This is a genomic window from Acidobacteriota bacterium, assembly GCA_028874215.1.
In the GTDB taxonomy this organism is placed as follows: domain Bacteria; phylum Acidobacteriota; class UBA6911; order RPQK01; family JAJDTT01; genus JAJDTT01.
On sequence record JAPPLF010000026.1, the window covers coordinates 1 to 14,932 of the forward strand.

13 protein-coding genes are annotated in these 14,932 nt (G+C 64.8%); 4 read left to right on the plus strand and 9 right to left on the minus strand.

What is annotated here, in order from left to right:
- Positions 1-137: 137 nt before the first annotated feature.
- Positions 138-878, minus strand: a complete 741-nt coding sequence (locus tag OXT71_05015) for a ThuA domain-containing protein (GenBank protein ID MDE2925743.1) — start codon at positions 876-878, stop codon at positions 138-140.
- Between the two features lie 9 nt (positions 879-887).
- Positions 888-1,886 carry a homocysteine S-methyltransferase family protein gene (locus OXT71_05020; GenBank protein MDE2925744.1) on the minus strand — a complete coding sequence of 333 codons (999 nt, stop codon included), beginning with the start codon at positions 1,884-1,886 and terminating at the stop codon, positions 888-890.
- Between the two features lie 161 nt (positions 1,887-2,047).
- Between OXT71_05020 and OXT71_05025 the strand changes: the two genes are divergently transcribed.
- Both OXT71_05025 and OXT71_05030 read left to right on the plus strand, forming a co-directional pair.
- Entirely contained in the window at positions 2,048-3,400 is a 1,353-nt protein-coding gene (locus OXT71_05025) for a BNR-4 repeat-containing protein (GenBank protein ID MDE2925745.1), read from the plus strand.
- 6 nt (positions 3,401-3,406) lie between these two features.
- Positions 3,407-4,243 (plus strand): amidohydrolase family protein, encoded by an 837-nt coding sequence (locus OXT71_05030; GenBank protein ID MDE2925746.1) that lies wholly within the window; start codon positions 3,407-3,409, stop codon positions 4,241-4,243.
- Positions 4,244-4,284: 41 nt separating this feature from the next.
- Here OXT71_05030 and OXT71_05035 read toward each other — a convergent pair whose 3' ends face one another.
- From OXT71_05035 to OXT71_05055, 5 genes are all read right to left on the minus strand, one after another.
- Positions 4,285-4,896, minus strand: coding sequence for a sarcosine oxidase subunit gamma (locus OXT71_05035; protein MDE2925747.1), 612 nt, complete (start codon positions 4,894-4,896; stop codon positions 4,285-4,287).
- Positions 4,889-7,894, minus strand: coding sequence for a sarcosine oxidase subunit alpha family protein (locus OXT71_05040; GenBank protein MDE2925748.1), 3,006 nt, complete (start codon positions 7,892-7,894; stop codon positions 4,889-4,891). The genes OXT71_05035 and OXT71_05040 overlap by 8 nt, the downstream gene beginning before the upstream one ends.
- Positions 7,891-8,172 carry a sarcosine oxidase subunit delta gene (locus tag OXT71_05045; protein ID MDE2925749.1) on the minus strand — a complete coding sequence of 94 codons (282 nt, stop codon included), beginning with the start codon at positions 8,170-8,172 and terminating at the stop codon, positions 7,891-7,893. The genes OXT71_05040 and OXT71_05045 overlap by 4 nt, the downstream gene beginning before the upstream one ends.
- Positions 8,173-8,191: 19 nt before the next feature.
- Positions 8,192-9,442 (minus strand): sarcosine oxidase subunit beta family protein, encoded by a 1,251-nt coding sequence (locus OXT71_05050; GenBank protein MDE2925750.1) that lies wholly within the window; start codon positions 9,440-9,442, stop codon positions 8,192-8,194.
- A 155-nt stretch (positions 9,443-9,597) separates the two neighbouring features.
- A complete protein-coding gene (locus OXT71_05055; GenBank protein MDE2925751.1) occupies positions 9,598-10,611 on the minus strand; it encodes a phytanoyl-CoA dioxygenase family protein in 1,014 nt (337 codons plus the stop codon).
- 165 nt (positions 10,612-10,776) lie between these two features.
- Here OXT71_05055 and OXT71_05060 point away from each other — a divergent pair, with 165 nt between their 5' ends.
- The gene (locus OXT71_05060) at positions 10,777-12,492 is read left to right on the plus strand and encodes a CocE/NonD family hydrolase (GenBank protein ID MDE2925752.1); all 1,716 of its coding nucleotides are present in this window, start codon (positions 10,777-10,779) and stop codon (positions 12,490-12,492) included.
- Positions 12,493-12,508: 16 nt separating this feature from the next.
- Entirely contained in the window at positions 12,509-13,501 is a 993-nt protein-coding gene (locus OXT71_05065) for a phytanoyl-CoA dioxygenase family protein (protein MDE2925753.1), read from the plus strand.
- Here OXT71_05065 and OXT71_05070 read toward each other — a convergent pair.
- On the minus strand, positions 13,498-13,881 hold the full coding sequence (locus OXT71_05070; protein MDE2925754.1) for a hypothetical protein: 384 nt from the start codon (positions 13,879-13,881) through the stop codon (positions 13,498-13,500). The two genes, OXT71_05065 and OXT71_05070, sit on opposite strands and share 4 nt — an antisense overlap.
- A 188-nt stretch (positions 13,882-14,069) precedes the next feature.
- Positions 14,070-14,666 carry a sigma-70 family RNA polymerase sigma factor gene (locus tag OXT71_05075; protein ID MDE2925755.1) on the minus strand — a complete coding sequence of 199 codons (597 nt, stop codon included), beginning with the start codon at positions 14,664-14,666 and terminating at the stop codon, positions 14,070-14,072.
- Positions 14,667-14,932 lie beyond the last annotated feature (266 nt).

The following is a 14,932-nucleotide window of genomic DNA, read 5'->3' on the forward strand; positions in this document are numbered from 1 at the left end:
TTTCTATCTTACTGATATAGATACAGTTAGACCGACTATCCGAAGTGAAGTTCCGTCTAAGCGCCGGTTGGGGCGGCGGTTTCCAACCGCCGGATCCCAATCGATGTTGAAGAGTGGGGACAAGACTGTCCCCACTCCTATAGGCGGACCAACCACCTGGCCGCGTTGCGCATGAGCCGCTGCATCATGGGGTGGCCCAGCGCCTCAGGCGTGTGTCCCGGCGCCAGATAACAGAATCTTCCCTTCCCCATCTCGCGCCACCATCCTGCCGGGGCAGACAGGTTGTCCCGCGCCATGGAACGCAGCAGGAGGTGTTCGCGGCCGAGATAGTATTTCACCGTATGCTGCTCGTCGAAGATCTCAAAATCCTCCACGCCCGAGGTCACGGGATGATCCCGGTCTTCGACTCGAATGGTGAAGACATAGGGCTCGGGATGGCCGCCGTAGTCTCCTCCGAAGAGCTCGTAGTAGGGGCCGTCCGGCGGGTACAGGCCTTGAGAGTTGTGCAGCGCCAGGAAACCGCCGCCGCCGTGCACGAAATCCCAGATGGCCTGCTGCTGCGTGTCCGTCATCCACTTGACGTGTGGTTTGTCGAACCCTTCCGGCCAGTTCATGCCGTCGCGGAGGATGATGAGCAGATCATGTTTCGCCAGCGCTTCAGGGGTCAGGGCTTCGACGTTCTCGATGAAGGTCACCGGGATGTTTTCCCGAACCAGGGCCTTGGCCAGGTGATCCCGGATGTAGACCGGACTATGGTACCGGTCGCCGATCAGCGCCAATGCGCGGGGCCGGTCGGCGGCCTGGTAGACCTCGAACGCTTTCTGCGCCGGAAGCGCCAGGGTCAGTGCAAACAGAGTCAGTATGAATATCGTCTTCATGATGGAACCTCAGGCGTGAACTGCCGGCTCGTCGCTGTGGCGGTGTTCCCAGTTGAACTCGGTCTCGCTCATGGGAGAGTCGGGGAAAGGCTGCCAGACCTCCGCCCGCTCCTTCTTGCCCAGGCCCCGGGCCATTTCCAAGATGTGGCTTCCGATGCATCCGCAGCACCCCCCGATGAAGTCGACACCCAGGTCGCGGGCCCGGGGGGCGAACTCGCCCAGCTCGTAGCGGGTCAGCAGTGTCCTCTCGAGCCGGTCGGGAAAGGCCGGATTGGCGGTGAACCAGGGGATGCGGTCCGTGCAGGCGAAGGCCACAGGCTGGGCCGCCAGGTAGACGCCGGTGGCCTCCCGCATCGCCTCGATGATGGGATAGGTCCGCTCGGGGTCGCGCATGCAGTTGGTCCCCACGATGTCCGCTCCTTCATCCGTGAGGATGCGGGCGCACTCGGCGGGGGAGTAGCCGTCCTCCGTCTTGCCGCCGCCGCGAAAGGAGACGGTGATCATGGCCGGGACCGAAGTGTGTTTCTTGATCACCTCCAGGCAAAGCCGGGCCTCCCCGAAACGCCAGAAGGTCTCTCCGATGATGAAGTCCACCCCCTCCTGGGCCTCGATCTGCTCTTCGAACATGGCTGCCACCAGGTTCCGGGCGCTGGGGCTGCCCTCCTCCCATTTCCAGGTGGCGCAGAGGTCCCCAGCCACCAGGGCCTGGTCCCCCGCCACCTCACGGCAGATCCGGGTGGCTTTCCGGTTGATCTCCATGGTCTGGTGGTCCCGGCCCACCGTGGCCAGCTTTGCGCGGCTGCCGTAGAAGGCCATGACCTGCAGCACCTCGGCGCCGGCGTTGAGAAACTCGACGTGGAGCTGCCGGATGGCCTCGGGGTGGTCCAGGACGAAGTGGGGCGTGAAGGCTCCGGCCGTTCCGTATCCCCGGCGTTCCAGCTCGATGATGTAGCCGCCGTCGCCGAGGACGGGTCCCGCGGCCAATCTGTCCAGGATGTTTCGATTCATGACCAGACTGCCTTTCTCCTCTCGTTTCCGGAACGGAGGTTCGTCCGGCGGAGGCGCGCCCGAATAATTCCAAGATGCCGTGTGCGGGTGCGTGTGGGAGACACTCATTCATAATACACTCCGCCAACGGGTGAGAAACCCGGACCGGGGCCGGAACCGAGATGGATGGAATAAGACTGTCGAGGAGGGAAGCCCTGAGCCGGCTGGGAGCCGCAGCCGGCCTGGGTTGGGGACGGGGTTCCGGGCGCGTTGCCGCAGCGGCGGATCCTGGCCGTTCCGTTCTTCTGTCCCGTCACGGATGCGGCCGGGCCACGGGGTATGCCGAGTCCAACAAGATCGTCACCTGGCGCCGGCGGACCCACGTGGCCTGGTTGGATTCTCCCCCGGAGGGGTTCCGGGTCCGGGTCCGAAGCCGCGACCGGCACACCGGCGAATGGTCTCCAACGGTCACCGTCGGCGACGCCTATGACAACCACGGAGGACCTGCGCTGACCGTGGATAGCGAGGGCTACCTTCACATCGCCTATTTTCCGCACCACCATCCCATGTGCTACCGCCGATCGCGCCGGCCGGGGGATGCATCCGAATGGGAAGATGAACTCCGATTCGGCGAGCGCCTGACCTATCCGACCCTGGTCTGCGGGGCGGATGACACGTTGGTGCTCAGCGCCCGGCGCAGTTTTTCGGACCGTCCCTGGGAGGTGGAGTTGTGGGAGCGGCCGCCGGGCGCCCGGTGGCAGCGCCGGCGCGCCCTGCTGAGGTCACGCCATCCAGGCTATTCCCACTTCCAGGAATCTCTCGCCTGGGGTCCCGATCACCGGACGCTCCATCTGTCCTGCCGGTTCCACGAACGATCCGACAGCCAGGCGTACGGCCGTCTGCAGACGGTAGCCTACCTGGTGAGTCCCGATGCGGGCCGGACCTGGACCCGGAGTGACGGAACTCCGGTCTCCCTTCCGGCGACGCCCGATTCCGCCGAGGTCCTGGCCCGCGGCGGAGTGGACCGCAACCGGCTTGTCCGGGCGGGGGCGCTGTCCGTGGATGCCGACGGGCGGCCCGGAGTCGTCTACAGCACTGAGGAGGGGGGCCGGTCAGGACTCATCCTGGCTCGGCCCAACGGGGACGGAAGCTGGGTCCGAACGGATCTGAGCCGGTTCCTGCCCACGGAATTTCAGGGCCGGCTTCTGTTGGCGCCGGCCGGCGTCACTTTCACGTCCGGCGGCGAGACGTTCGTGTCGGCCCAGATCGAGCCTCCTGTCGACGGCGCCTCGACCTGGGGAGGCCCCGGAAACGAAGTCGCGGCCTTCCGTTCCCGGGATGGAGGACGGAGCTTCACCTTCTCCCCGGTCAGCCGGCCCGATGGGAACCGGGCGCACTGGCTGCCCAACATCGAGCGGGCCACCGGACACAACCGGGTTCCGAAAAAACCGGGGCTTCTCTACACCGGAGGCGGCCCCGGAGTTAAGAATACGGACCTGCTGTCCAACCAGGTCTTCTTCTCCACCATTCCGTGACCCGCCATGCTCGTCATCGACTGCCACGCCCACATCTACTCGCCGGATGAATCGCGCTACCCGCCGGTGGCCCGGCCGTTGCGGGTTCCGGGGGGCGGCGGCTCCATCCAGGATCTGCGGGCCGTGATGCACGCCAACGGCGTGGCGGCGGTCCGGGCCATTCAGACCGTCTCCTTCTACGGATACGACAATCGGTATCTCGCCGACGTCAGCCGCGCGAACCCCGGCCGGGTCAGCGGAGTGTGCACGCTGGACCCCGACGATCCCCGAAGTCCCGAGATCCTCTGGCGGCTGGTGCAGAACCACGGGGTCAAGTCGCTGCGCAGCATCCCGGCGGAGTCACGCACCCGGTTCGATCACCCGGCGGTGCGACGGCTCTGGCAGGCCGCCCACGAGTTGGGGATCACCGTCGACATCTTCCTCATGCAATTGGAATGGGTGGAGGGTGCCGAGAGGCTGCTGCGGGAGTTTCCGCACCTCACCGTGGCCTTCTGCCACTGTCTGGACCTGAAGCCGGGCGAGGAGGAGTACCGGAAGAAGCTGGACGCCGTCCTGCGGCTGGCCCGGTTTCCCAATCTGATCGCCAAGGTGGACTTCATCAGCACCGGGACCGAAAAGGGTTTTCCGGGAGACGATCTCCATGAGGCGGCGCTGAAGATCATCGATGCCTATGGCTCCGAACGTTGTGTCTGGGGCAGCAACTACCCGAACCGGCTCTGGACGCCCAAGATGAGCTACGCGGAGCATCTACGGATTTTTCGGGATGTCCTGCCTCTGAAGGAGGAGGATCGCCGGCAGATCCTGGGAGAGACGGCGCGCCGGTTGTGGTTTGGGGAGCTGTAGACGGCGGGCGAAGAATCGGCGGTTGGAAACCGCCGCCCCGGCTACGCGATGATCCGAAGGCCGTATTCCCGGCCCGAGTGTTCGAGCCAGACCCCCAGGTAGTCGGCGAAGCTGCGCCGGACGATCACGTCGAAGGATTCGGCGTCGGAGGCATCGCCCCTGGGAATCAAAAGCACACCGGCCTTGCCCAGATTGGTCTGGGCGCACTGGCCGGGAGAGAAGCTCCTGGGATGCAGGTCCAGTGTGCACCCCTTGGCCAGGAGTTCCCGCCTCCGGCCCCCCGCGACGTTCACCAGGGTGTAGCCACCGGTGGTGTCGACGGCGGAGGCGTGGAGTTGTCCCAAAGCCTGGCTCAGGTCGGTGACACACTGGGTCTGCGCGCCGGGAGGAAGAATGACCAGCCACTCGTCGGGTCCCATCCAGCAGACGGTGATGTCCTCGCCTTCGGCGATGGTGTTGGAGGCGACGGGAATGCTCACGCCCAGAACTCCCTCCACCGCGGCCGGAAACCTGGCGTCGCCGGCGTCGCCGCGAAGATTCACGTAGCCCAGAAAAGGTCTTTCGGTGAGGATGACTCCGGGGCTGCCGGTGTCTCCAGCGGCGGTGTCCGACAGGAATCCCGCCAACGGGGACTCCTGCCTGGGGTCAGACATTCTGGCGCTCCCCTTCCGGATCGTAAAAGACCGGATCGGCGATCCTGGCGGCGATAGTCCTGCCGTCGAAGTTCTGGACGTGGACGGTCTCGCCCATGCGCCCGTGTCCCCCCTTGACCAGTCCCAGGGCGATGGAGCGCTCCAGGGCGGCGCTGTAGTAGGAGGAGGTCACGTGGCCCAGCATGGGCCGGGGCAGGGGCGCCGACGGATCGTCCACGATCTGTCCCCCCTCGGGCAGGACTTCCGCCGCGTCCTCGGTCAGCAGCCCCACGAACTGCTTGCGGTCCTTCCGGACCAGGTAGGACCGGAAAAGGGACCGCTTTCCCAGGAAGTCCTTTTTCTGGCCCAGCATGCGCTGCATCCCCAGGTCCACGGGAGTGACGGAGCCGTCCGTGTCCTGGCCAACGATGACGTATCCCTTCTCGGCCCGGAGGACATGCATCGCCTCGGTGCCGAAGGGAGTGATTCCGTACTCCTCCCCCGCGTCGAATACCGCCTCCCAGACGTGGCGGCCGAAGTTGGCGTTGACGTTGATCTCGTAGGTCAACTCTCCCGTGAAGCTGATGCGGAAGATCCGCGCCGGCACTCCGGCAACCGTGTCTTCCCGGACCGCCATGAAGGGGAAGGATTCCCGGCTCAGGTCCACGCCGGAACAGAGCTTCCGGAGGACGCGGCGGCTGTCGGGTCCACAGAGGGAGACCGTCGCCCAATGGTCGGTCACCGACGTCATGTAGACCCTCAACTCGGGCCATTCGGTCTGGAGCCAGAGTTCCAACCACGACATGACGTGAGCCGCGCCGCCCGTGGTGGTGTGCATGAGGTAGTGGTTTTCGCCCAGCCGGGCGGTCACCCCATCGTCCATCAACATGCCGTTCTCGTCCAGCATGAGGCCGTAGCGGCAGCGGCCGATGGGGACCTTCATGAAGGGATTGGTGTAGACCCGGTTCAGGAAGACGTTGGCGTCGGGCCCCTGGATGTCGATCTTCCCCAACGTCGAGGCGTCCAGGACTCCGGCGCTGCGCCGCACCGCCAGGCACTCCCGGTTCACTGCTTCGTGGAGCGATTCGCCCGGCCGGGGAAAGTACCAGGCCCGTTTCCATTGGCCCACGTTCTCGAATAGGGCTCCCTGCTCGACATGCCACTCGTGAATGGCCGTCTTGCGCACCGGATCGAAGAGTTCCCTCTGCTCGCCTCCCGAGAGGGCCGCAAAGGTGACCGGCGTGTACGTGGGCCGAAAGGTGGTGGTGCCGATGGAGCCGGGGTCGGTCCCGTGCTGCTCCGCCAGGATGGCGATGCCGTTGACGTTGCCCAGGCGCCCCTGGTCGGGTCCCATCCCCAGGTTGGTGTACCGTTTGACATACTCGATGGAGTCGTAACCCTCCCTCACCGCGGTCAGGATGTCGGCGGCGGTGACATCCATGAGGGGATCCACGAACTGCTTGGGCGCCCGTGAGACTGGTTTACCGGCCGGGACGATCCAGAGCGGCTGGATCGGATCTCCCGCCCTGACCTCCACTCGTGGGATCGGCCGCGTGGGATGGCCGTCTCCGTGGCCCGCCGCGTGGGCCGCCGCCGCGCCCGCCCGGAACCCCTCCGTGAGGCAGGTCTGAAGCTCGAAACTCCCCCGGCAGGCCCCTGCCGACCACTCCGCCTGGATCGAAGGGCCGGGAACGAAGCAGGCTTTCCCGGCGTCGTAAACGGGCCGGGCGCCGGATTGGGCGTTGAGCTGCACGGTGGGACTCCAGCCGCCGGATACGGCCAGCAGGTCGCACGCCAGACTGTGCCCTCTTCCTTTAACGGACGGACCGTCGGCGCTCAGCGCCATGAGCCGGACGCCCCGTATTCTCTTCGCCCCCCGGACGTCGACGACGGCGTGCCGATTCATGACCTCGAGACCCCGTTCCCGCGCCTCGGCGCTCCGCTGGCCGGCCGGCCGGGAATCCACGATGGCCTCCACCTGTGCGCCCGCGTCCAGCAGGTCGAATGCCGTCCGGTAGGCGCCGTCGTTGTTGGTGAAGACCACGGCCCGGGATCCGGGAAGGACCGCATAGCGTTGGATGTATTCCGAAATCCCGGAGGCCAGCATGACGCCGGGCCGGTCGTTGTTGCAGAAGACCAGGGGCCGCTCGATGGCGCCCGTGGCCAGGACCACCTGCTTGGCGCGGATGCGCCAGAGACGCTGACGCGGGCCGCGGGCCGATTCCGGGGGCAGATGATCCGTCCGGCGCTCCAGGGCCAGCAGGAAGTTGTGCTCGTAGTAGCCCGCCACGGTGGTCCGGGCCAGGATCCGGACGTCCGGAAGGGAAGCCAGTTCTTCCACCATTCGGTCGACCCAACGCCCGGCGGGAAACCCTTCGATCCGGCCGCCGCCTCCGCGCAGAGCGCCTCCCGGTTCGGTCCGTTCGTCCATGAGGATCACGCGGGCGCCGCTGCGTCCCGCCTCCAGGGCCGCGGCCAGGCCGGCCGGGCCCGCTCCCGCCACCAGGACGTCGCAGTGGGCGTTCATGTGGTCGTAGTCGTCGGGATCGGCGCCGGTGGGGACCACCCCGAAACCGGCGGCCTTGCGGATCTGATGCTCGTACTGCCGCCAGGACCCCGCGGGCCACATGAAGGTCTTGTAGTAGAAGCCGGGCGGCATCAGGCGCGCGAACCAACCGTTGACGGCCCGCAGGTCGAACTCGACACTGGGAAAGACGTTGACGCTCCGGGCCGAGAGACCGTCGTAGAGCTCCACCTGCGTGGCCACCAGGTTGGGCAGAGAGAGCGCCCCCTCTCCCACCTGGACCAGCGCGTTGGACTCCTCCACGCCCGCGGCCACGATTCCGCGGGGACGGTGGTACTTCAGGCTCCGCGCCACCAGGTGGACGCCGTTGGCCAGCAGCCCGGAGGCCAGCGTGTCTCCCTGAAACGCGGCGTAGACGCGCCCGTTGAAGGTGAACGTCAGGGGCCGGTTCCGGTCGACCCGGCCGCCCTCGGCGAGACGGTGGGGTTGGCTCATGTCCGGTCTCCCGGACGCGGCTCGCCCGGCTTGTACACCGACTTGATCCGGTAGGTCACGGTGTCCCGCTGGACGTTGAAATAGCGCCGGCAGCCCGAGGCGTGGCACCACTGCTCCAGATGGTCCCCCCGCTTGTTCCTCCGGTAGAAGAGGTAGTCGGCCCACTCTTCGTCGGTGAGCTCTTCCGGCGCCGGGGGCCGGACGATGTGCGCCTCGCCGGAGTAGGCGAACTCCGATTCGTCGCGGGGACCGCACCAGGGACACTCGATCAGGAGCATGAGATCCGCCCTTCGGGCTTCAGTGGGCCACTCCCGCGGCGCCGTGCTCGTCGATGAGGTGCCCCGTCGTGAACCGCTCCAGCGAGAACGGCTCGTTGAGGCGGTGGGGGCGGTTCTGCGCGATGGTGTGGGCGAAGACCCATCCGGAGCCCGGCGTCGACTTGTACCCTCCGGTCCCCCATCCGCAGTTGAAGTAGAGTCCCTTTACGGGGGTGAGGCCGATGATGGGACAGGCGTCCGGACAGGTGTCCACGGTGCCGGCCCACTGCCGCAGCATTCGAACCCGGCTGAAACTGGGAAACATCTCGATGATGGCGGCGATGGCGTGCTCCAGGGTAGCGGGGCTGCCGCGCTGGCCGTAGCCGTTGTAGGAGTCGACACCGGCGCCGCAGAGCAACTCGCCCCGGTCGGTCTGGCTGATGTAGGCGTGCACGGCGTTGGACATCACCACCACGTCCAGAATCGGCTTGAGGGGTTGGGAAACCCAAGCCTGCAGGGGGCGGCTCTCCAACGGCAGCCGCATCCCCGCCATGGAGGCCAGGACCCCCGAGTTGCCCGCCGTAACGCAGCCGACCTTGCCGGCTTTGATGAATCCTCGCGACGTGTCCACTCCGGTTACGGCGCCGTTTTCCCTGCGGATGCCCGTCACCTCGCAGTTGTGAATGACGTCCACCCCCACCGAATCCGCGGCCCGGGCCAGCCCCCAAGCCAGGGCATCGTGGCGGGCCGTCCCTCCCCGGCGCTGCAGCGAGGCTCCCAGAATGGGATGTCGGGCCCGGGGAGAGATGTCGATGGCCGGGACCATCTCCTTGATCTGCTCCGGGGTCAGGAACTCGCTGTCGATGCCGTTGAGGAGGTTGGCGTTGATGCGGCGCTGAATGTCCCGGAGGTCCTGGAGCGTGTGTCCCAGGCTCAGCAGCCCCCGCTGGCTGAACATCAGGTTGAAGTTGATCTCCTGGGTGAGGCCTTCCCAGAGTTTCAGTGAAAACTCGTAGATGTGGGCGGCTTCGTCCCAGAGGTAGTTGGAGCGGACGATCTCGGTGTTGCGCCCGGTGTTGCCGCCTCCGACGTACCCCTTCTCCAGGACGGCGACGCTGCCGGCGCGATGCTCCTTGACCAGGTAGTAGGCGGTGGCGAGGCCGTGGCCGCCGCCGCCCACAATGACCACGTCGTACTCGGGCTTCGGGTCGGGACTCCGCCAGGCGCGCTGCCAGTTTTCGTGGTAGCTGAGGGCGTTCCGCGCCAGGCTCAGGAAGGAGTATTTCTGCATGGGGAAGCGCAGATTATACCGAACGGAGGTGGGGTGGGCTATGAATCTGGAGAAGGGTGGCGGGGTGGTCGACGGGGGAGTCTTGGGTATTTTGTGAGTCTGGAGAGCGGCGGCTGGAAAGCCGCCGATCCAAGCCGCCGATCCAAGCCGCCGCTCTAGGTGTCCAGCCGAGTCAGCAGGCTCTGGGCCCTGGCGCGTTTTTCCGGATTGTGATCCCGGGCGACGATGCGCTGCAAAGTGGAACGGGCGATTTCGTCCCCCTGTTCCGCCATTTCCATGGCCAGCACGTCGCGCCGTTCGAAGTAGCTGGGGTCGTATTCCGCGATCCGGGGATTCCAATCCTTCCAGTAGTACTGGAATTCGCCGGAGGTCCAGTCCGCGTAAATCTCTTCCCAGCTCAACCCGTCGACGCCCATATGGGGTGACAGGCTGTCCGCGGTGATGGGATCGCTCCGCTTCTGGTAGCGGCCGTCGATGGACATGCGCATGCGCTTTCCCCGGTTCGAGACCCCGCGGTGCGCCGCCAGGCTGTGGAAAAACAGCACGTCACCTTGCCGGAAACTGTTGCCCACCCAGCAATCTCCCAGGTCGGCGGCGATCTCGAAGCCGCCGGCGCCCAAGGCCGGCTTGATGTCATAGACCCCGCCCAGGTGCGAGCCGGCGGCGATCTGCAGCCCGCCCATTTCTTCCGGCAGGTCCGACAGCGGAATCCAGGCGGTGAAGGTTTCTTCGGTCCCCTGGATGGGAATGAAGTCCTGGTGCGCCTTGGTCGTATAGGCGTTGCGCCGCGGGAACATGAAACGGGCGATGATCCGTGGATGGTGAATGACCGGCTCTCCCGTCATCCGCTCCAGCAACCCCAGAATTCGAGGGTGGTGGGGCAGCGCGTGGAAATCCTGGAGCCGGTAGAACTGCTCGTAGACCTCCATGTATTTCGGTTCCGGCTCGACACAGAACCCGGACAGGTCGGCGACGCCCTCCTCCAAGGAGGCGTTCCCGGTGCTGATCCAGCCGTTGGCGGCCGCGATCTCCAGAAACTGCATGCGCAAGGATTCCAGCGGTTCCGCCGGCAATAGACCGCGCACGAAGAGATAGCCGTCCCTTTTCATGCGGCGGGCCAGTTCGGGACCGTTGCTGATGACGCGGGAAGAGTCGAGAAATGGTTTCATGACGGGTTGCTCCTGATCGAGTTATGGGAGCATGTTAAAATCCAACGCCGAACTTGAAAATACCCTACCCCAAATTTCTGTCGAAAAACGCATTTCGACACCGTCCCGTCCCATCGCGACGCCCTCGAAACCTCCTGAGGTGCGGGTTGGAAAGGGAGACCTGAAATGATCTCGCCGGTGCGACTGTTCCCTGGTCTACTGCTGCTGCTTGCGGCCTGCTCGGTTCCTGAACCGGCCGGTCCTTCGCAACCCGTCCACGAGATCATCGACGAGAGCAAAATGCCCGTCCCCATGCGGGACGGCGTCAACCTGGCCGCCCACGTCTATCGCCCCGATGCGCCGGGCAAGTTTCCGACTCTCATGCTGTTGAGATACTTCCGGGCCCCCTTCCAGAACGAACACGCCGAGTACTTCGCCAAGAGAGGCTACGCCGTCGCATTGGTGGATTCCCGCGGACGCTACGACTCGGGAGGGACCTGGGTTCCTTATGTGAACGAACCCCGCGACGGCTACGACGCCCAGCAGTGGTTGGGGCAACAACCATGGTCCAACGGAGAAATCGGCACCATGGGGATCTCCTACAACGGGTTCACCCAGGTGATGCCGGCCCCCCTGGGCAGCCCCTACCTCAAGTGCCTGGTGCCCCGAGAAAACCAGCAGACCAACTTCGGACACCTCTACAACGACGGGGTCATGCAGTTGAACGTGGTCTTCGAGTTCGGACTCTTCACCAAGCAGGGCGCCCAGACTCAGAAGATCCTGCCCGCGGAAGACCCCCATTACCGCCGCCTGCCCCTCATGGCGGCGGTGGACGACTTCCCCCAGGTCCAGCACGTGAAGGACTGGTTCGCCCACGCCAGGTACGACGAATACTGGCAGGCCTACGGGATCAAGGAGAAGTACGGGCAGATCCAGGTCCCGGCCTATTTCATGACCGGCTGGTACGACAACCTGGTTCACGAGGGCTGGCGGAACTTCAAGGGCTTCACCGAAGAGGGCGGTTCCGAGGCGGCGCGCAATGGGACGAAGATCCTGGTGGGCCCCTGGGTCCATGGGGGGACGAACTCCTATCCGGAGCTGCTCGACGTGGAGTTGAGGTGGTACGACTACTGGCTCAAGGGCATCCAGAACGGGATCGACGCCGAACCCCCCATCAAGATCTTCGTCATGGGCCCCGACGTCTGGCGCTTCGAGAACGAGTGGCCCCTGGCCCGGACCCGGTTCACGAAGTATTACATCAGGAGTTCGGGCAAGGCCAACGGTGACCGGGGGGACGGCGCTCTGATGTCATCGCCCGCCCGGGACGAGCCGCCGGACCGCTACGCCTACGATCCGGAAGACCCGGTGCCGACTCTGGGAGGACAGATCTCGACCCACGGGGAGATTCGGGGGCGTAAAGACAGGAGTTCCGTTCAGAGCCGCAAGGACATTCTGGTCTACACCTCGGAATTGCTGGAGCGGGACATGGAAGTCACCGGCCCCGTCGACTTCAAGCTCTACGCGGCCTCCAGCGCCGTCGACACCGACTGGACGGCGACGCTGAGCGACGTGCAGCCGGACGGCCAGGCGATTCACGTCTGCGAGGGGATCCGGGGAGCCCGCTTCCGGGATTCCCTGGAGACTCCGACGCTGATCGAGCCGGGGAAGGTCTACGAGTACGACATCAGCTTGTGGGAAACCAGCTACGTCTTCAAGGCGGGGCATCGGATCCGTCTGGAAATTTCCAGCAGCAATTTCCCCCGGTTTGCCCGCAATCAGAACATCGGCGAGCCGCTGGGGACCAGCGACGAGATCGTCGTGGCCAGACAGACCGTCTACCACAACGCCCGGCACCCCTCCCACCTGGTGCTCCCCGTGATTCCGGCAGGGAGCGGGGATTGACCATCGAGGAAATCGAATGACACAGCCTTGCGACCGGGGCTCAAACGAACCGCTCGCCCCTTTTCATGAGGTCCGCATCGGCCGCGACCATCCTGAGGACATCCGAAGCTCCTTTGAGGAGAACGGCTACCTCCTTTTCAAGGGCGCCCTGAATCCGGAGACCGTACTCCGAGCGAGATCGGATATCGCCGGCGTCCTGCAGCGGCAGGGCGTCATGGAGGAGGACTCGGCCGAACCGCGGGCGACGCCCGGCGCCAGCGCCGTCGAGGTCGACATGGGGCCTCTCTACCGGCTGAGATCTCCCTGGGAGCTGATGGCTTCTCCGGAACTGCAGGAGGCCGTGGATATCGCTTTTGGAGAGAAGGTGCGGGTCGGACGGTCCATCGGATTCCGCTATTCCATGCCCACCGATGCGCCCTATCTGACGCCACCCCATCAGGACCACTTCTACATCCGCGAGACCGACGAGTTCCGCATGATCTGGGTTCCCCTCATGGATATGGAGATCGCCAACGGAGGACTGGCCATCGCGTCCGGTTCCCACAAGCACGGCCTCCAGGAGCATGTCGAATTCGACGGGGTGTACTCATACTTCTTCAAGGGGCGGACGCAGAAGGGAGTGCGAATGGAAGACACGCACGGCGTTTGGACCTCCTCGCCGTTCGAGGTGGGCGATCTCCTCATGTTCCACTGTTGCGCCGTCCATCGCTCGCTTCCCAACGTCAGCGGTCTGGTCAGGCTCTCGCTCAACACCATCACCTATCCGGCGCGCAGGCCGACGATGTGGCAGGCCGAGCGAACGGGTCCGGAACTGGAGGTCTTCCGGGCGGAAGTGGAGCGGATCTGCATAGCCCAGGGCATCGTCGGCGACCGGTTCGAAGAGATCCAGATCATGGCGTTCAGGCAGGGCGATGATCCGAGTCCGGAACTCATCGCAAAGTTGGCGGCTCAATTGGAGCGGCGGGTTCCAGCCGCCGGCCTCCCCACGCCGGAGGGCGCGGCCGGCTAACGAACGGCGTTGCCCTCGGAATCGACCACTCGAACCGGCATGGACCGACCTGAGGGCAGCGTGAGGTTCACGACCACGGCTCTTGTGGTCACGGCATCGCTCGCTCGTTCCGTAGAGGAACGGCCCCGGGCCACTGCATGGATCACCAGAAGCCCCTCGGAATCGCGCGTGAATCGGAACCGCCTGTCTTCCTCCACCTCATACGTGGTGAAACTCAAATGGGGCATCCCCTGAACCACCAGGATCTTTCCGCCGGGTGGAACTGAGTTGACGTGCTGAAGCGTGCCCACGATCTCCACCGGGACCGCCACCGCGGCGACAAGCAGAGCACCCAGAGCCAGGAATACGATAACCGTAAGAGAGACGCTGATGTCTTGCATGGATTTTCCTACTGTCTTCGCCCCCGTGGTCATTCACCCGCATCATCTCTCTCCTGACGCCTTGGGCCCTCCCCCTCTACCCAGTACAACGCCTGAAATCGGAATCGGTCACAATCTTTTTTCCCATCGGGCGAAAAGGCCCCCGATGGGGATCTTCGAAGTGACGGGAAAGGGGCGCTTATCTGAGGCTATCCCTTAGTCGTGGAGCTTCCGGGTGGGGCAGGTTCAAGGTGGGCATCGATGCGCCGCTGGAGCAGCTTGGTGGCCCGATGCAATCGAGTCGAGACATCCGAGCGGGAGACATGAAGCAGGTCTGCCGTCTGCCGCGTGGAGAATCCTTCATAGACACGCAATTCGATCACTTGGCGGTAGATGTCCGGGAGCAGCGACACCATTTCCCTCAGCAGGACCAACATCTGCTTCTCTTGGGCCAGATCCTCAGGCGTCCGGCCCGGAGCTTCGGTTTCGAAGAAGGGAACCTCTCTCCGACGCCGCCGCCGAATATCCTTGGCCGTGTTGGCGACAATCCGGCTCACCCAGGGGCAGGCCTTGGGACCGTTGAAGTAGGCATGGTTGATGGATTGGAGGATCTTGATCCAACTGGTCTGGAGCGCGTCTTCGGCGAGACTGTCGTCTCTGGCAATTCTCCGGGCCAGCGGGAAGAAGCGCTGAGAACAGCAGACGATCCACTCTTCCAGGTTGCCCTCCAGGAGGGCGCAGTCCGTGACTTCCGGCTTGAGCGCCGGGTTGGGAAGGACGTTCAGGCTTGGGGTCACTTTTCCCATGGAGTCTATCCCCGATGTTACCAAGCATGCCTGGTAACAGGTATCCCTGCAGGCCTTTTCCCGCCGGCACGGAAAGAACAGGGGCAAGGAGGAAGGGCGTGCCGGCTTTCAGGGGCCGATTCTGCTGCCTGTTCGTTGCCTGTGCAGCACGCCGAACATTGGGAGTCACCCAGTTTGCCGATTCAGCATAGAACCCGGTAAATGACCGACAAAGTTAAGGAAGGTCTGAACAAGTCGATTCAAGGGACGTGAGAGCCGTTATTGTT